The sequence below is a fragment of the Arthrobacter nitrophenolicus genome (assembly GCF_000332815.1).
In the GTDB taxonomy this organism is placed as follows: Bacteria; Actinomycetota; Actinomycetes; order Actinomycetales; family Micrococcaceae; genus Arthrobacter; species Arthrobacter nitrophenolicus.
In genome coordinates this window covers 37,403-54,822 of record NZ_AOFD01000007.1, presented here as the reverse complement: position 1 = coordinate 54,822, position 17,420 = coordinate 37,403, and the positions used below count along the sequence as shown (strand labels likewise).

Annotated in this window: 11 protein-coding genes and 2 pseudogenes; 6 read left to right on the top strand and 7 right to left on the bottom strand. The window is 64.8% G+C overall.

Going from position 1 to position 17,420, the window contains the following annotated elements:
• Positions 1-50 precede the first annotated feature (50 nt).
• The gene (glf, locus tag G205_RS03945) at positions 51-1,238 is read right to left on the bottom strand and encodes a UDP-galactopyranose mutase (RefSeq protein WP_009356840.1); all 1,188 of its coding nucleotides are present in this window, start codon (positions 1,236-1,238) and stop codon (positions 51-53) included.
• Positions 1,239-1,449: 211 nt separating this feature from the next.
• Here glf and G205_RS03940 point away from each other — a divergent pair, with 211 nt between their 5' ends.
• On the top strand, positions 1,450-5,526 hold the full coding sequence (locus G205_RS03940; protein WP_009356839.1) for an FtsK/SpoIIIE domain-containing protein: 4,077 nt from the start codon (positions 1,450-1,452) through the stop codon (positions 5,524-5,526).
• Here the strand turns inward: G205_RS03940 and G205_RS03935 are convergent.
• Entirely contained in the window at positions 5,487-5,864 is a 378-nt protein-coding gene (locus G205_RS03935) for a hypothetical protein (protein WP_200859129.1), read from the bottom strand. The two genes, G205_RS03940 and G205_RS03935, sit on opposite strands and share 40 nt — an antisense overlap.
• Before the next feature lie 338 nt (positions 5,865-6,202).
• On the opposite strand from G205_RS03935, the gene G205_RS03930 reads away from it, so the two are divergent.
• Positions 6,203-6,451, top strand: coding sequence for a WhiB family transcriptional regulator (locus G205_RS03930; RefSeq protein ID WP_009356837.1), 249 nt, complete (start codon positions 6,203-6,205; stop codon positions 6,449-6,451).
• An 84-nt stretch (positions 6,452-6,535) separates the two neighbouring features.
• Here G205_RS03930 and G205_RS03925 read toward each other — a convergent pair whose 3' ends face one another.
• The 4 genes and pseudogenes from G205_RS03925 to G205_RS03910 all read right to left on the bottom strand — a co-directional run bounded on the left by G205_RS03925 (position 6,536) and on the right by G205_RS03910 (position 14,896).
• Positions 6,536-8,002 carry a sensor histidine kinase gene (locus G205_RS03925; RefSeq protein ID WP_009356836.1) on the bottom strand — a complete coding sequence of 489 codons (1,467 nt, stop codon included), beginning with the start codon at positions 8,000-8,002 and terminating at the stop codon, positions 6,536-6,538.
• Positions 8,003-8,029: 27 nt separating this feature from the next.
• Positions 8,030-12,880 (bottom strand): annotated as a pseudogene (locus tag G205_RS03920) (NAD-glutamate dehydrogenase).
• Between the two features lie 56 nt (positions 12,881-12,936).
• Positions 12,937-14,249 (bottom strand): annotated as a pseudogene (locus tag G205_RS03915) (CpaE/TadZ family protein).
• A complete protein-coding gene (locus G205_RS03910; RefSeq protein WP_035751987.1) occupies positions 14,246-14,896 on the bottom strand; it encodes a hypothetical protein in 651 nt (216 codons plus the stop codon). Before G205_RS03910 ends, G205_RS03915 begins: the two are co-directional and overlap by 4 nt.
• Positions 14,897-15,048: 152 nt before the next feature.
• On the opposite strand from G205_RS03910, the gene G205_RS03905 reads away from it, so the two are divergent.
• Positions 15,049-15,264, top strand: coding sequence for a helix-turn-helix domain-containing protein (locus tag G205_RS03905; protein WP_009356834.1), 216 nt, complete (start codon positions 15,049-15,051; stop codon positions 15,262-15,264).
• Between the two features lie 38 nt (positions 15,265-15,302).
• Here the strand turns inward: G205_RS03905 and G205_RS23675 are convergent, their stop codons facing one another.
• Positions 15,303-15,485, bottom strand: a complete 183-nt coding sequence (locus tag G205_RS23675) for a hypothetical protein (RefSeq protein WP_009356833.1) — start codon at positions 15,483-15,485, stop codon at positions 15,303-15,305.
• 86 nt (positions 15,486-15,571) lie between these two features.
• Here G205_RS23675 and G205_RS23670 point away from each other — a divergent pair, with 86 nt between their 5' ends.
• The 3 genes from G205_RS23670 to G205_RS22035 all read left to right on the top strand — a co-directional run bounded on the left by G205_RS23670 (position 15,572) and on the right by G205_RS22035 (position 17,377).
• Positions 15,572-15,811, top strand: a complete 240-nt coding sequence (locus tag G205_RS23670) for a hypothetical protein (protein ID WP_338058372.1) — start codon at positions 15,572-15,574, stop codon at positions 15,809-15,811.
• Between the two features lie 859 nt (positions 15,812-16,670).
• Entirely contained in the window at positions 16,671-16,817 is a 147-nt protein-coding gene (locus G205_RS21885) for a hypothetical protein (RefSeq protein WP_160166590.1), read from the top strand.
• 230 nt (positions 16,818-17,047) lie between these two features.
• Positions 17,048-17,377 (top strand): Rv3235 family protein, encoded by a 330-nt coding sequence (locus G205_RS22035; RefSeq protein WP_235046774.1) that lies wholly within the window; start codon positions 17,048-17,050, stop codon positions 17,375-17,377.
• The last annotated feature ends 43 nt before the right edge of the window (positions 17,378-17,420 follow it).

Below are 17,420 nucleotides of genomic sequence, written 5' to 3'. Positions count from 1 at the left end.
CTCCGGCGGGAAAATTACCCTCTGAAGTGTTGACCAGCCCGGCGCGGCACTCATGCGTCGACGCCTCCGCTTTCCAGCTTGACGCCGCTTTCGAAGTGCGGGCGGATCTTGTTGTCGAACATGCTCAGCGCCGACCCGATGGCCATGTGCATGTCAAGGTACTTGTAGGTTCCGAGGCGTCCGCCGAACAGGACGTCCTTTTCAGCAGCCGCAAGGTCGCGGTACTTCAGCAGCCGCTCGCGGTCCGCCGTCGTATTCACCGGGTAGTACGGCTCGTCGCCCTTTTCCGCGAAGCGCGAGAACTCGCGCATAATAACGGTCTTTTCCGTCTGGTATTCGCGCTCGGGGTGGAAGTGCCGGGGTTCGATGACGCGGGTGTAGGGAACGTCGGCGTCGTTGTAGTTGACGACGGAGGTGCCCTGGAAGTCCTCCATGTCGAGCACTTCCTCCTCGAAATCGATGGTGCGCCAGGAAAGGTCACCTTCGGCGTAGTCGAAGTAGCGGTCGACGGGTCCGGTGTAAACGACCGGGATCTTGCCCACAACCTTGGTCTTGCTGTACTCGTGCGACTCGTCAAAGAAGTCCGTGTTCAGGCGCACCTCGATGTTCGGGTGCTCGGCCATCTTCTCGATCCACGCGGTGTAGCCGTTGGTGGGCAGGCCTTCGTACTTGTCGTTGAAGTACCGGTTGTCATAGTTGTAGCGCACTGGAAGCCGCGAAATGATCCCGGCGGGGAGGTCCTTCGGATCCGTCTGCCACTGCTTGCCCGTGTAGTGCTTGATAAAGGCCTCGTACAGCGGACGGCCAATCAGCTGGATGCCCTTGTCGTTCAGGTTCTGCGGATCCGTACCCGCCAGTTCACCGGCCTGCTCCTGGATGAGCTCACGCGCCTGGCCGGGGGTCATGTTTGCGCGGAAGAACTGGTTGATCGTGGCGAGATTGATCGGCAGCGAGTAGACCTCGCCTTTGTGCACGCCGTAAACCTTGTGGACGTAGTTCGTGAAGGTGGTGAACCGGTTGACGTACTCCCACACCCGCTCATTGGAAGTGTGGAACAGGTGCGCCCCGTAGCGGTGCACCTCGATGCCGGTCTGCTCTTCTTTCTCGCTGTAGGCATTGCCGCCAATATGGTGGCGGCGGTCGATGACGACGACCTTAAGGCCGAGCTCGGTAGCGGCCTGTTCTGCGATTGTCAGGCCAAAAAAGCCAGACCCAACGATGACAAGGTCAGCGGTCACAAAATCTCCTGGTTTGAATGCGGGCAGCGCAATGATGCGCATTGTCTGCTGTTCTAGCCTACCCGAGGCATCACGGCGCCCGTCGAATCAGCGGCCACTGGCGCCGCCCGCCCAGGGCACGCATATGGTTGTCCACATAGCCTCCTTCGGCGGCGCCAGGACCAGCCAAGTATGGCTAGCGTGGGGTCAACGGCAAGAAGGATCGGTGCTTATGAGGCTGCACTGCACACTGGTGGGTGGACCCGGGTCCGGCCTGGCTTCCCACCCGCTTGAGCTGACAATCGACGCCCCGGAAGGCGCTCCAGGCGCCGCACTTTGCCGGCAGCTCGCGGAACAATTCGGAACAGGGATGGTCACCGTCGCAGGCGAGGATCTCCAGTCGGCACGGTTGGGGATCCCGCCCCTCATCCCAGGCGCAATACTTGTCGACGGCGGCCCGGAACCAAGGCGCCGGAAGCAACGGCGCAGTCCTTGTGGCGGCCATCCTGCCGGGCTCGTCCTTGCCGTCCACACCGGCGCCGGCGCCGGAACAGTCGTACCGCTGCAGCGTGGCCAATACACCGTGGGCAGGAGCAATGCACGCATCGTCCTTCCCGATGCTGAGCTGTCCCGGGAGCATGCCCGCCTGACGTTGACCGACAAAGACATCTTCATTGAGGATCTGGACAGTGCCAACGGCACCTACGTGGACGGCGAGAGAATCCGCCACTCTGCCGTCACTGCGGGGTCAACCATCAGGTGCGGTAATTCAACCATGTCGCTGATGTTCGCCGACGTCCCGATCAAGTCCCTGGCCATGGCCGGAGTTTCAGCACAGGAACCGATCACTGTGCCTGGACGGGGCGATCCGGGAAACCGGGCTGCCCTTCTTGTGACAGCAGCGCTCCCACTGGCCATAGGCATCGGCCTGGCCCTCTTCACGGGCATGTGGATGTTCCTGGCTTTCGCGGCCACCTCGGCGGTTGCCCTCCTGGTTCCCGTTGTTTCCGGACGGCGCCAGCGGCGGGATGCCGCCAGGGCAGTCAGGAAGGCGGCGGCCCAGGACCGGGAAAGGCGCCTGGCCTCGGGACCTTCGCTTGCGGTTACTGCCCTGGCCACGCGGAAGGGGGCAAGGTCAGCTGCTTCCGTGCCGGATACCGGTGGCATCTGGCTGCGGCTGGGCGAGGCGGAGCAGGACGCGAACGTCACAACCGTGCCGGCCGCCGCCCTCGAGGTCCCATCTGTTGATTCGGTTCCGGTGACCTTTGACCTGCTGCAACCCCGGACAGTCTTCGTGGGGACAAAGCCACTCCGGGATGGAATGATCAGGGCCATTGTCATGCAGCTCTCGGGATATCCCAGGTGCAGGAGCACCCGGATCATTATCTTCGGACCGGCAACAAGTCTTCCCCTTGCCGCTCGATATCTTCCTGATGTGGTCCTGATGGTGGCAGCGGAGGCCTGCCGTGATTCCCTAAAAGAGGGATTCCCACCCGGCTATGAGCACGGTGTCCTCCTGCTCGCGGACGCCACAGCTGACGGCAGGACGGCAGCCATGCTCATGGAAGAAGCGCACCGGCACGGCTGGCAGGTCCTTGAATTCCGTTCCAGGGCAGCGGCCGGCACACCCGCCGTCGATGTCGTCCTGCACCACCACGGCTCAACGCTGCGAGGACAGGGCGAAGACATCACCTTCGTGGCCGACCTGGCACAAAACGACGTCTTCGACGGATTCTGCCGGCAGCTGGCCGCTGCGCCACCCCGGCCGAACATGGGGAAACACCCAATCGCGCGCACTTGCGCGCTGGAGGATGTCCTGCCTTTGTCACCCGCCCACCTGGCCGCACGCTGGGATTCGAGCATCGGGGAAGCGGGCCTTGCCGCGCCGCTGGGACTCGATGCGGACGGGGCCCTGGTGATTGATCTGCAGGCCGATGGACCCCATGTGCTCGTGGCCGGGACCACAGGGGCCGGGAAATCCGAGCTGCTGCGCAGCCTCACCCTGGCCCTGGCGCTCACCCATCCGCCCAGCCGCATCAACTTCCTGTTCCTGGATTTCAAGGGTGGTTCCGGGCTCGGCCCCCTGACCGGGCTTGTGCACTGCGTGGGGCTGTTGACCGACCTGACCAGGGATGAACTGGAACGCACACTGACCTCGCTGCGGGCGGAAATCCGGCTGCGTGAGGAAGCGCTCGCGGCCGCGCGCGTTCCGGACCTTGCCGGATACCGGTCCACCGCGGAAGCCGAAGGATTCCCCATCCCCCACCTGGTGATCATCATCGACGAATTCCGGATGCTCGTCGACGACGCACCGGAGGTACTCCGCGAGCTGATGCGGATAGCATCCATCGGCAGGTCCCTCGGGATCCACCTCGTCATGGCGACCCAGCGGCCGCAGGGAGCCCTGACGGCTGATATCCGGGCAAACGTTACCTCCAGCATCGCCCTGCGGGTGCAGTCGGACATGGAATCCGTTGACATCATCGGCTCCAAGGAGGCAGCTGCCATCCGGCTTGACGCCCCGGGGCGGGCATTCATGACGCGCGGTACGGAACCAGCCCGGGAGTTCCAGGCCGCAACAACAAACCTGGTCCGGACACAGTCAGCCCCTCTCACGGCCATCACCGTGCAGCTCACCACCGAGCACCTTACTGCAGGGGCGCCTGAGCCTGGGCACGCGGAACCGCAGACTCCAGCGCAGGCCGCGGCACCCCTGATTGCCATGATTCGCGGTGCGTGGACCTCCAGGGAGGGGGCAGCGCCACGTGTTCCGGTCGCCCCTCCCCTGCCCGATGACATCGTGGAGCCATCGATGGGTTGCAGCGGGCCCGATCCCTTTCCCGGCGACCCGGCCTGGGCCCTCACACTTGGAGCGATGGACCTGCCGAAGGAGCAGTCCGTTCATCCGCTCGTTTGGAGACCGGGCGCCGACAGTCACCTGGCGTTGATAGGTGCCCCCGAATCCGGCGCAGACGAAGCGGCGCAACTGGTGCTTCGGGGCCTGCTGCTCCACCGCGAGCCGGCGCACTGCTACATCCTCGACGGCACCGGGTCTTTCAGTTCTGCGGCCAGGCACCCGCGTGTGGGGGCTGCCACGGGTCTTCACGAGCTTCGCCGTGCGGTGCGGATCCTTGAGCGTATAGCCCTGGAGATGACCCGCCGGCTCAGCAGGCCCGCGGAGGCTGCCGTTCCCCTGGTGGTGCTGGTCTCCGGCTGGGGCGCGTGGGTGTCGGCCTTCAGATCAGGTCCGCTGGCGTGGGCCGAGGAACTCATGCACGATGTGGTCAGGGACGGCGTCCGGGCGGGCGTCACCGTGGTTATCTCGGGTGACCGGGAGCTGGTCAGCGCCAGGTTCTGTGGGGCGTTGTCCAGCCGGCTGTATTTTCCTGCCGGGTCCAACCAGGACAGCAGGGTGGCCTGGCCCCGGCTGCCGTCCACGACGGCAATCAAAAGCAGGGCGGTGGCTTTCGGTCCGGTAGCAAATGGTGACTCTGCAGTTTGCCAGGTGTTCCGGCTGGCGCCCGGCCGGCAGTGGCCCGAAGGTCCGTTGGGCGTCGGCGACCCCGCTGAACCACTGCCATTCCGGGTGGAGCCGCTGCCCCTCCGGGTCACGGCGCCAGAGGTCCGCGGCATCCATGAGCGTGAGGGGGTATCGGCAAATGCTGCACTAACACGGTCCACGCAGGACATGCTGATTGGAGTGGGCGGAGACGAGCTTTCCCCTGTTTACCTTCGGCTGGCCGCCGCGGGCACCGTCGCCGTCCTCGGAAGGTCCGGGAGCGGCAAGACCAACACCTTGAAGTCGTTGCAGGAACTGAACCCCGCTCATCACTGGCTCAGCCCGAACTCCCCAACGCCGGCGGCCAACCCTTGGATCAGGATCCTGTCGGCTGCCCGCGCCGGCGATCTGCCCAGCGATGCTGTGCTTCTCGCGGACGACGCAGACCTCCTGTCGCCGGCCGCCATGCGCGACCTCTCGGAACTGCAGGCGCTCGGCCACCCATTGGTGTTGACTGCCAGCTACAGCCCGCTGCTCCTGCAGCGTGTTCCGCCCGCCATGGGTGCCCGTGCTGCCGGAACGGCCCTGCTGCTCGGACCGGCATCCTTTGCGGACGGAGACGCGTTTGGGGTCCGTTTCGAAGTGGAACCGGCTCCGCCCCCGGGCAGGGCGGTGCTCATCTCCGCAGGACGGGCCCAGGCCATCCAAGTGGCCCGGGCCTCGGAGGCAGAATTGAAGGAGCAGGCCCGGAACCAGGCAGCTGCTTCCCGCTACAGCGCGGGCGGAGCGCTTCCGGTGCGGGATGCATAGCTGATGACGTTGTTGTGGAACAGGAGCAGGATGGCAGTGACCGCTGGTACGAGCATCGCCAGCCCGGCCGCGACAAGGCCACCGGTGAGGGTGGGGAACCCGATGGTGAGGACGAACAGCTGGGCCACAAGGGCAGCAGCACGGGTCCAGCGGTACCCCCGGTAGAGGAAGACCGCCACGGCGTACAGCCAAGCAGCGAACGCAAGCAGGAGCACCAGGGTGAAAACCGCCCCCCACAAGGACAGGACAGGGCTTCCGGCCAGCAGCTGATAGCCGTACCAGCCTGCCGCCACCAGGAGGGCTGTCGCCTCGGCAGCCACGATGAGCGCCACAATGATGACCGCCGGCGGCGCGCTTCCATCCGGACCGGCACTCCCGCGGCCAGGGACAGGCTGCGGCCCGCTTGGAGGGGACCCAGGTTCGGGGTTTTCAGGGGGTCTTGACACACTGGCACCCTACCGGACATAGTCGGACATTGGTGAGGGCCAGCATGGGCAGTGTGATGTATCGCTCAGCGTTACGGGGATATCAGGCGTTATTACCCCTTGTTTACACAGCGTTAACATGACAGGCTTGATTCAGATGACCAAGGGGGCCTGCCGGGCCCTTTTCCTTTGTAGCTACTAGTGAATTATTTCACAAATAGCACTTCCCAGAAATGGAGCAACTGATCAGCATGGATTGGCGTAACCGCGCAGCGTGCCTGGATAAGGACCCGGAACTCTTCTTCCCCGTGGGGAACACGGGCCCGGCCCTGCTGCAGATCGAGGAAGCCAAGAGCGTCTGCCGCCGGTGCGAAGTGGTGGACACCTGCCTGCAGTGGGCACTTGAATCCGGCCAGGACGCCGGCGTCTGGGGTGGCATGAGCGAAGACGAACGCCGCGCCCTCAAGCGCCGCGCAGCCCGCGCACGCCGCGCTTCCTAACAACAACGCAAGAGCCCCTCCCGCAAACTGCGGCAGGGGCTTTTTCCGTTTAAGGCAAAGGCGGCGACTGGCGCCCTTGCGGAGCTACTTGCCCGACAGGCTGAGGCGGATCTGCACGGCCGTGCCGCCGCCCTCGCGCGGCCGCCACTGGATAGTGCCCCCGAGCTCGCTGGTCACCAGCGTGCGCACAATCTGCAGGCCAAGTCCTTCAACGTGGGGCGTATCCGGCAATCCCACCCCGTCGTCGGCGATCGTTACGGTAAGTTCTTCGCCGTCTTCCCCTTCAGAACGGTCGGCAATGAGCCACACGGTTCCCGCCCTGCCCTCCAGGCCGTGCTCCACTGCGTTGGTTACGAGTTCATTGATGACAAGAGCCAATGGCGTGGCCAGGTCGCTGGGAAGCTCACCGAAGGTGCCGGACCTCTCGGTCCTGACCTGCTGGGAAGGCGAGGCAACTTCGGCGGACAGCCTGAACTGGCGTCCGATCAGCTCGTCAAAATCGACACTTTGGGTCAGTCCCTGCGACAGCGTTTCGTGCACGAGTGCAATCGTGGCGACCCGGCGCATCGCCTGTTCCAGCCCCTGCTTCGCCTCTTCGCTGACCATCCGCCGGGACTGCATCCGCAAAAGCGCCGCGACCGTCTGGAGGTTGTTTTTCACGCGGTGGTGGATCTCGCGGATGGTTGCATCCTTGGTCACCAGTTCCATCTCGCGCCGCCGCAGCTCGGACACATCCCGGCACAAGACCAGCGCACCGAAGCGCTGCTGTTCGTCACGGAGCGGGATGGCCCGGAGGGACAGGCTGACACCCCGCGACTCGATCTCGCTCCGCCACGGCATCCTGCCCGTGACCACCAGCGGCAGCGTCTCGTCCACCATCCGCCGGTCCTTGAGCAGGCTGGCCGTGACTTCGGCGAGTGAGCGGCCTTCCAGGGACTCGCCGTCGCCAAGGCGCCGGAAAGCCGAGACCCCGTTGGGACTGGCGTACTGCACCACGCCCTCCGCATCGAGCCGGATCAGTCCATCCCCCACACGCGGAGCACCGCGCCGGGACCCGGTGGGCGAAGCAAAGTCGGGCCACAGACCCAGCGTGCCCATGCGAAGCAGGTCATAGGCGCACTGGCGGTATGTCAGTTCAAGGCGGGACGGCATCCGCGAACTGGACAGGTCCATGTGGGTGGTGACCACTGCCAGCGTCCGGCCGTTACGGACCATGGGCACGGCCTCCACCCGGAGTGCCATCTCGCTGCTCCAGTTTGTTTCGCTCGAGCGCTCTATAGCCCGGCTGTTCCATGCCTTGTCCACGAGCGGCTGCAGGTCCGACCGGATCCCCTCACCCACAAAGTCCCCGTGGAATACCGTGTGCGTGGTGGATGGCCGGACGTGCGCCAGTGCGATATACCCATGCTCCGGGTGGGGGAACCAGAGCGCCAGGTCGGCGAACGCCAGGTCCGCGACCATCTGCCAGTCCCCCACCAGCAGGTGCAGCCATTCGGCATCGCCCGGCCCGAAATCAGCGTGTTCCCTGATGGGGTCCGTAAAGATTGCCACTGCACCTCCATTTGCGACGCCGGATTGCTAGCGTCGGACGATTGACCTCAAGAGCCTCAATGCTACCGACAGTGAAGCCATATCGTCTGACTCGAGGGCGTTCACCTCGTCGAACATGCTCTTCGCCCGTCCCAGCTGCTCGGCGTTCCGGGCCTCCCATTCCTTTAGCCGCGCCTCCGGCGAGTCAGCCGGCTCGGTTGCGTCCAGCACCGCCGTCGTCATATCCGAAACTGTGGAATACAGATCGTCCCGGAGCGCCGCCCGGGCCAGGGCCTGCCACCGGTCCTGCCGTGGAAGGCTGCTGATCCGTTCCAGCAGCGAGTCTGCATGGAACCGGTTGAACACCGTGTAGTAGACGGCGGCGATCTCCTCCACCGGTTCCTTCCGGGCCCGGGCAATCTTGGCGATATCCAGCAGCACAAAGCTCTCGAAGAGCTCGGCCCAGCGCAGTGCCAGCCCCTCCGGAAGTTCCCATTCACGCGCTGTTTCGAGCCAGCCGGCAACCCGTTCGCGGTCATCGCCGCGCAGGTAGTCCAGGAGGCGGGCACGCATCGGATCCATCAGCGGCTTGAACTCGGCCACCACATCCGCGATCGGCTGGGAAATGGTTCCCTGGGTGAGGAGCCACCTGACCGCGCGGTCCAGCAGCCGCCGGATGTCGAGGTGGACGGCGCTCCAGTGCTCGGTCGGGAAGGATGCAGGCAGGCTGTTGAGCTCCCCGACCATCGAGTCCAGCTCGTAGATTTCCCGCAGCGCCACAAACGCTTTGGCGACGGCCACTTCACTGGCTGAAGTCTCTTCCATGACCCGGAAGGCGAAGGTGATGCCGCCGAGGTTGATGATGTCGTTGGCCACGACCGTTGCGATGATTTCGCGGCGCAGCGGATGGGTGTCCAGTTCCTCGTCAAACCGCTCGCGCAGCTGCAGGGGGAAGTAGTCCCGCAGCGTCTGCCGGAACCATGGGTCGTCCGCAAGCTTGCTGTCCCGGAGCGCGGACGTCAGTTCGATCTTCGCGTACGCCGCGAGGACCGACAGCTCGGGGGACGTCAGCCCCTGTCCCTGCTGCAGCCGCTCGCGCAGCGACTCCGTGCTGGGCAGCGCTTCAAGGTCCCGCTTCAGTCGGCCGACTTCTCCAGCCAGTCCATCAGCCTCTCGTAACTCGGGCTCCACTCGGCCACCTTGGTCCGGTCGTTCAGCAGCAGGATGTTCTGGTCGATGTTGTCTTCCAGCACGAGGCGGGCGACTTCATCGGTCATCGAGGCGAGGAACCCGGGCCGTTCTTCCGGGGAGAGCTTGCCCGCCGCGACCATCCGGTCGACGAAGATCTTGATGTTGACCTCATGGTCGGAGCAGTCCACGCCGGCAGAGTTGTCGATGGCGTCGGTATTGAGGATTACTCCCTGCAGGGCGGCTTCGATCCGGCCGCGCTGCGTCATGCCGAGGTTTCCACCTTCACCCACGACTTTGACGCGCAGGTCCCGGCCGTCAACCCGGATGGCGTCGTTCGCCTTGTCCCCCACCGATGCGTTGGATTCGGTGCTGGCCTTGACGTATGTCCCGATGCCGCCGTTGTACAGCAGGTCGGCAGGGGCGAGCAGGATAGCCCGCAGGAGTTCCGGCGGACTGAGTTCCGTTGTCTCGGCCGGAAGCCCGAGCGCGGCACGGACCTGCGGCGACACTGGAATGGATTTGGCCTGCCGGGGGAAGACACCGCCGCCTTCGCTGATCAGCGACTTGTCATAGTCGTCCCAGGACGACCTCGGCAGCTCGAACAGCCGCTGCCGTTCCACGAACGAGGCCTCCTCGTCCGGATTGGGGTCCAGGAAGATGTGGCGGTGGTCGAAGGCCGCCACCAGGCGGATATGCCGTGAAAGCAGCATCCCGTTGCCGAAGACGTCACCGGACATGTCCCCGACGCCCACAACCGTGAACGGCTGGGTTTGGGTGTCCAGGTCGAGTTCGCTGAAGTGGCGCTTCACGGACTCCCAGGCACCGCGGGCGGTTATGCCATGGCCTTGTGGTCGTATCCCACGGATCCGCCGGAGGCGAAGGCGTCGCCCAGCCAGAACCCGTACTCGGCGGCGAGCCCGTTCGCGATGTCGGAGAACGTGGCGGTTCCCTTGTCGGCCGCCACCACGAGGTAGGAGTCGTCATCGTCGTGCCGGACAACGTTCGACGGCGGCACGAGCCTTTCGCCGTCGCCTTCCGTCACGAGGTTGTCGGTGAGGTCCAGCAGGCCGCTGATGAACGTCTTGTAGCTCTCGACCCCCTCAGCCATCCACGCGGCCCGGTCAACGGCGGGGTCCGGGAGCTGCTTGGCGAAGAACCCGCCCTTTGCGCCGGTGGGCACGATGACGGCGTTCTTGACGGTTTGTGCCTTCACCAGGCCCAGGACCTCCGTGCGGAAGTCCTCGCGGCGGTCCGACCAGCGGAGCCCGCCGCGGGCGACCTTGCCGAAGCGGAGGTGGACGCCCTCCACGCGGGGTGCGTATACCCAGATTTCGAACATTGGCCGGGGGAAGGGCAGCCCGTCGATCCGGGAGGGATCGAGCTTAAAGCTCAGGTGCCGCTTGTCCTGGTAGTAGTTGGTCCGCAGCGTGGCTTCGATCAGGTTGGCGAACGTACGCAGGACCCTGTCGGCGTCGAGCGTGGCCACCTTCTCAATGGAGGCAGCGAGCTCCTGCCGCACGGTCTCCTGGGCTTCCAGCCGCTCGGCGTCGTTGAGCTCCGGGTCAAAGCGAGCGGCAAACAGCGCACTTAGGCCCCTGGCGACGTCAGCGTTGGCCAGCAGGGTGTCCGCCATGAAGCCGAAGGAGTTGCTGTTGCCCATCTGCCGCATGTACCGGGCGTACGCGCGGAGCACGGTGACCTGCCGCCAGTGCATGCCCTCGCGCAGGACCAGCCGGTCAAACGCATCGGACTCGGCGGCGCCTGTCACGGCGGCACCAAAGGAATCGGCCAGCAGCTCCCCGGTGGACACGGGATCCACACCGGCCGGGTACTTCAGCCCCAGGTCGTAGAGGAAAAAGTCACGGCGGTCCGCGGTTTCGATCTCGAACGGGCGCTCGTCGAGCACCTCAAGCCCCAGGTTGTGGAAGTAGGGCAGGATCTGGCTCAGACTCTTGGGCTCAAGCATATAGAGCTTGACGCGGGCGTCCTCTTCGAGCGTCGCCCCTGCCCCTTCGGGAAGGTAGACGTGCACACCGGGCCGTTCCTGGCGGGCCCCCACCGCACGTTCCGCGGCCGCACCGTATCTTTCGAAGCGGGCGATGTCCTCGAGGGCGTCCTCCACCTCGTAGTCCACCCGGTAGCCCGCGGGGAAGGCTTCAGCCCAGATGGCGGCGAGCTCCTTGGCTTCCTCGGCGTCCCGGCCCTCGCGCAGGACCTCGGCAATCCCTTCGCTCCAGGAGCGGGCCGCGCGGACCAGCCGCTTTTCAAGTTCCGCGGTGTTCACGTGGCTGACGTCGGCGTTCTTGGGCAGGCGGATGCGGAAGAACAGGCGCGCGAGTGCCGATTCGGTCATGCGTGCCTCATAGTCGATGGACACGGCCTGGAAGGTTTCGCGCAGTTCCTGTTCAATGCGGAGCCGGACGTTGGTGGTGTACCGGTCGCGCGGAAGGTAGACGACGGCGGACATGAACCGTCCGTAGATGTCCGGCCTCAGGAACAGCCGCGTCCTGCGGCGTTCCTGCAGTTTTTGGATGCCCAGGGCGGTTGCTGCCAGGTCCGGGACTTCAATCTGGAAAAGTTCGTCACGGGGGTAGGTTTCCAGGATTCCCAGCAGGTCCTTGCCGGAGTGGGAGTCAGGCGGGAAGCCGGCACTGCGCAGGACGGCATCGACTTTCTCGCGGACAATCGGGATGTTCCGGACCGAGCCGGTGTAGGCGCTGGTGGCAAAGAGTCCGATGAAGCGCCGTTCGCCGTTGACGTTGCCCGCGGCGTCAAAGCTCTTGACCCCGATGTAGTCCAGGTACGCGGAGCGGTGGACGGTAGAGCGGGAGTTGGCCTTGGTGATGACGAGGGCCCGCTTTTCCCGGGCCTTCTTCCGCCCGGTGTCGGTGAGGTGCTGGATGTGCGGCGAGTCTGCAGCCGCCCGCAGAAGCCCCAGCCGCTGTCCTCGCGCAGTTCAAGGACGTCCTCGCCATCCACGTTGATGAGGTCGTACTCCCTGTACCCCAGGAAGGTGAAGTTGCCGTCGTCCAGCCAGCGGAGCAGGTCCTTCGCCTGCCGCAGCTCCGCGATCTGTGCCGGGTTTGCCACCTGGTCCAGGCTTTCGGAGATCTGCCGCGCCTTCTGGCGCATTTTGGGCCAGTCCTCCACGGCAGCCCGGACATCATTAAGGACCCGGTTCAGGCCCTCCAGCAAGGACGCCTTGGTTTCCTCGGACACGCGGTTGATTTCGACGGCGATCCAGGACTCCATGTGCGAGGCATTTTCACCCTGCGCGATGAGGTGGGACAGGCTGGGCATTGCTGCCGTGTCACCGCTGGAGATTCCGATGTGGGACGGGACCCTGTTCACTTTGACCAGGTTTCCGTTGTCCCTGTCGCGGGTGGCGACAATCAGGGGGTGGACCACCAGCTTGATGGCGGCGTGCTGGCGGACGAGCTCGGCATTGACCGAGTCAACCAGGAACGGCATGTCGTCAGTGACCACGAAGACAACACTGCTGTCTTCCTCGTCAATAATGGCGGTTTTCGCCTGGCCGGGCCGCCGCACAGCCGCAACCTCACGGTGGTTCTCTGCCCGGGCAACGAGTACTTCGCGGGGATAGCTCCGCGCGTCCTCCTCGGCCAGATGCTGGTAGTAGTCCCCAATGAAGCCTTCCGCGCCTTCAATGGAAAGGGGCTGATCCTCCACGCTGGATCCCGACGACATCGACACACGCCTCCATCACAAGTTTTTGCCGCTCCATTGCAGCTCTTATGGCGAGCCTAGTCCTTTGCCCGACGCCTTGCTGTGGAAGAAAAGACAGAGGATTGAGATTTTTGCTGGTCAGGTGCACAAACGAGCCTCCGCACAGCGCGGCGCAGCATCGACTCGGGTGCTGCCTCAAGCAGCAGTGACCCTGACAGCAGGGCTGCATCAGCAGCTGCCGCATCATAGGGAAGGAACTCGTTGAGGGCGAACGCCGGACCGAACCTTTCCCATGCTTCCCGCAGCTGCCGTTCGGGATTCCTGCCCACGGACGAGGCACGTACCTTGTTCATCACCACAACGGGAGAGGCCTGCGGCACTGCGGCCTCAAGTTCTGCAAGCCCACGCACGAGGCGCGGCACTCCTACGGGATCGGCGGCGCCGACGGCGTAAATTGTGTCGGCCAGCTCCAGCGGACGCAGCGTGGCGGCATTTCGGCGCGGGGCCAAAGTGTCGAAGCTGAGCTCCTCATCTGCTTCGAGGCAAAAACCGGTATCAACAATCACGACGTCGGCATTCCGGCGCGCCCGCTCCAGGACCAGCGCAAGGGCGGGCGCCCGAAGCTCGGTCCACCGGTCCGCGCGGGTAATGCCGGTCAACACCCTGAACGTCGCGGAAACAGTGGCAACAGGGGTGGCAATCCGTTCAAGGGCGGCATCATCCAGCTCCCCTGGTCAGCCAGCCTGCAGGCCTGCGCCAGGCCTGCCGATTCATCCAGCAGACCCAGCACTGCGGCAATGCTTGCGCCATAACTGTCGGCATCAATGAGGAGAACCTGCTGCCCGTCCGCGGCCAGTTCGCCGGCGATGTTCGCCGCGAGGGTGGTGCGCCCCGGAGACCCTGCCGGACCCCACACGGCAATAACGCGTCCGGCCCCGGGGACGTCGGGAGAAGTTGCGGGTGTGTCCGCCAGCTTCGTTTGAAGGGCTGCACCGGTGTCCGCCAGGGAGGATCCCCGGCCTGTTGATCCCCGGCCGCCAGCTGTTAGTTGCTCCACTGCCTCCGAGATCCGTTGGGACAACTCAGCTGATTCAACCGCGGACAATGCACAGGAGACGCCGATCTTTCGCAGCCTTGCGGCTTCTTCGGCATTGTCCGTCAGCGCAATGATGGCGACTCCCACGGCTTCAAGCCTGTCCACGAGCGAAGCCGTCAATCCCTCGCTGCCATCCGCAACTACGGCCGCCCGCGCCATTCCGCTTTGGCATGCGGCCAGCAGTTCCGCGAGCTCCGCGCATCTTCTGACAACCGTGACAGGCCCGTGCAGCCGTTCAAGTCCGCCCACCAGATCCTCCCGGCTCTGGCCTACGGTGACCACCGGGATGCTCATCGCGTTCCGCCGCCCGGATTCCAGACAACCGAGATCTTCGCGTCGTTGGCCTGTGCGCCGAGCAGAGCCGGCATCTGGCCGTCCTCCACGAGGACCATGAGCACGGTTGTTTTAGTGGAACCGAGGGCAGAAGAACCTTCTGCCACCTCAGCAATCTCAGCTCCGGGAAGAAGGAGCTTTGGCTCGCTGAAGCCGTTCTTCGCATCAGGCTGGGCAACCCACACGTCAACCCTTGCACCTGCCACAGCCTGCGACGGCAGGGTCCCCTCGACGCTGATGGCCACCGGTTTGCGGTCAAGGTCATCTACTTCACCCAGGCTTGCCCGGGGAACCAACTGGTCCTTGCCGATCCGCTGCACGGCCACCATCCCCTCCGGCAAACCGGATTTGACGGGGATGTAGTGCTGCTCGGTTTCACCCAGCCGGACCTTGGCCCGGACAACGTTTTCGGGGGTGAGCTGCTCTCCCACGGCGATGCCGTCACGGGCTGCGTAAACCTCCGTCGTCCGGTCCGCACCGTTGACCAGGAAGACCACGCCTGCCACGGACACGAGGACCAGCAGTATGCCCACCAGCAGGCGGGGATCTTTCCAAGAGGGGCGCCTCAGGCGCGCAGCCGTGGCCGTGGCCGTCGATTCTGGAACCATGCCGCTTCTCCCCCTGGTAGCGCCGGCACCCCCGTTGCGGCCGGACACCTCATTGTTGCGGCAAGGGCTGCCAAACGAAAGTCATTGGCGCAAACAATGCCAATCTGTGGATAACGGACGCAAAGTGAGCCAAGTGATGGCAAAATGGAGGCATGCCCAGGTTCCTGACGCTCGCGGATGTCGCTGAGCAGCTCCAGATCAATTCGCCTGCCGCGTACGCACTGGTGCGAAGCGGAGAACTGAAGGCTATCCAGGTGGGCGGCCGGGGCCAGTGGCGTGTCGAAGAGAAAATGCTCGAGCAGTACATCGAGGAGCGCTACGCCGAGGCCAGCCGCATGATCCAGGAGTCCAAGTCCCGGTCTGTCTGACCAGGCACGCGCAACCACAGGCCTACCGGCCGGGCCTGTCACATGTCCCGCAGAAGGGGCGACCTGATGGCTGCCAGCGCCGCGAATGGAATGCTCGAAACGCCCGTGACGTGAACGCTTCGCCGCGGTTCCCCGGGAACCACTGCCGCGAGGTCGAAGTAGTCCCTTCCCACCCTGTCGATGACCCCTTCCAGGCGGACGGGGCCGGCGCCGTACCCCAAGGTAACGGTAAGAACCGCCCGGTCCCTCGCGAGGCACGCAGAGAGTGCGCGAGACCCAACCCGCGGCGCACCTTCGACGGCTCGGAATGCGAGAACCTGCCCAGGCCCACATATCGGGCCGCCGCGGCGTAGGGAACCAGGATCTGGTGTGGATCGTCATGGAGCACCAGGGCGTCCGCTCCGGCGTGCGCCAGTGTGCCGTGCAGCGTTTCCCCGCCGGACAGGTGCACAGTGACCAAGCAGCCGAGTGCCGATCGCAATCTGTCGGCCAGCCCCAGCTCCACCTCCTCCACCTTGGCGCGTTCATTGACCTCGGCGTCGAGTGACAGCCGGTCCGATTCCGCCATCTGGCTTTCCATGTCATTGAAGAGTGCATCCCAGCGCATCCGGCCAGAGTAGGGCCGCATCCCCGGCCGGTCAACAAAACAATTTCCATGCTCCAGCGTCTGGACAAACACGCAAATATGCGAGCAAACTGATTCAGTCAGTATCAAACTGCATCAAAGTGCATTAAAGGGGACTTAGATGGCACGACCGGGCACCACCCTCGGCGCGGACGCTGTGATGGCCGCCACCCTGCTGCTCCTGGGCGGGCTGCTTCTCGCCATCGGAGCGGGACTTCTCGGCCAATGGCAGGAATCCATGGCACGGAACCATCAGTTCACTCTGGACCAGATTCTGGGGGCGGGCGCAGCAGCCTTCGGTACTGTCCTCCTCCTCTGGTGGTTCGCTTCCCTCGCCTGTGCGACAGCCAGTGTGATGTTTGAGAGACGTGGCAGGGGGCGTGCCGCAGCAGCGGCAGGCAGGATGTCTCCGGCTTTTATGCGGCGGCTGGTCATTGCCACAGTGTCGTTCCAGCTCTTGTCGGGCGCTGCTGCCAACGCGGCAGTACCGGGGCCTGAATGGTTACCCACAAGCCAAGGTCAGGAAAGCACCTCATCTGCCGCCGGGAAAGACTCCCTGGCTCAGCCACAAGCCGCCCGACCCTCTGCTGCAAAGGCCTCTAAGGCCCCTTCCAGCCCCGCTCCCCCGTCAACGGTTGAACCCGGGTGGCAGCCGCGGGAACCCGTCGTCGAACCTGGGCCGCTGGCCGCGTCCCCCGTGCGGGGCGGGTTCTCCTCACGTGCAACGGGTTGGCCTGCCGGAGGCGTCACCGTCCTTGCCGGCGACAGTCTGTGGACGATTGTGGCGAATCATCTGGGGCACGGGGCGTCGGACGTGGACATAGCCCTCGAATGGCCGCGCTGGTATGAAGCCAACAAGGAACTCATTGGCCAGAACCCGGATGTCCTTCTGCCGGGACAGATCCTGCTGCCGCCGGCACCTGCGTAACCAGCCGTCACCCTGCAGGAACGCGGCCCGGCGGCACCAGAGGCACGAATCCAAAAAACGAAACCAATACCAAAGGGGAACCCATGTCTGCCGTCACGCCAATCCGTGCCGTCCAGGGACCAACAGCCAGCAAACCGGGAACAGGACGCGCCCCCAGAACAGCGGGAGCTCAGATGGACCACGGCCGCAGCAGGACGCCGCGGCCTCCCAATGCACCGGAGCTTCGGGCAGTGGACGAAACAGCAGAGGTACGGGCCATAGCCCGCGGCACAGTCCAGGCCGCGATGGAAGTACTGGCGGGGATCCGGCCCGTCCACCAACTGGCCCGTCGGCTGGATCCGCGATGCCTGGGAAATCTGCAGCATCGGGCTTCCCTCATCAGGCGGGAGATAACCCGCACCGGAAACCCCGCGCTGGCCCGCCTCCACCGGAATTCCATCGTCCGCTCGGTCCGCGTCTGCGAAGTCGCCGAAGGTGTTTTCGAAGCAAGCGCGGTGGTGGTGGATGACGTCCGTGCCCGCGCCGTCGCCGTCCGGCTGGAGCGCAGCAAGCAAGTGTGAGGGTGACCGAACTTGTCATCGGCTGATGCGTAGACAAGAGGCA

Excerpts from the sequence above, each read along its gene's own strand:
- G205_RS03940 (WP_009356839.1), top strand. The coding sequence starts at position 1,450 with ATGAGGCTGCACTGCACACTGGTGGGTGGACCCGGGTCCGGCCTGGCT.
- G205_RS03930 (WP_009356837.1), top strand. The coding sequence starts at position 6,203 with ATGGATTGGCGTAACCGCGCAGCGTGCCTGGATAAGGACCCGGAACTC.
- G205_RS03910 (WP_035751987.1), bottom strand. The coding sequence starts at position 14,896 with ATGGTTCCAGAATCGACGGCCACGGCCACGGCTGCGCGCCTGAGGCGC.
- G205_RS03905 (WP_009356834.1), top strand. The coding sequence starts at position 15,049 with ATGCCCAGGTTCCTGACGCTCGCGGATGTCGCTGAGCAGCTCCAGATC.
- G205_RS23670 (WP_338058372.1), top strand. The coding sequence starts at position 15,572 with ATGCGAGAACCTGCCCAGGCCCACATATCGGGCCGCCGCGGCGTAGGG.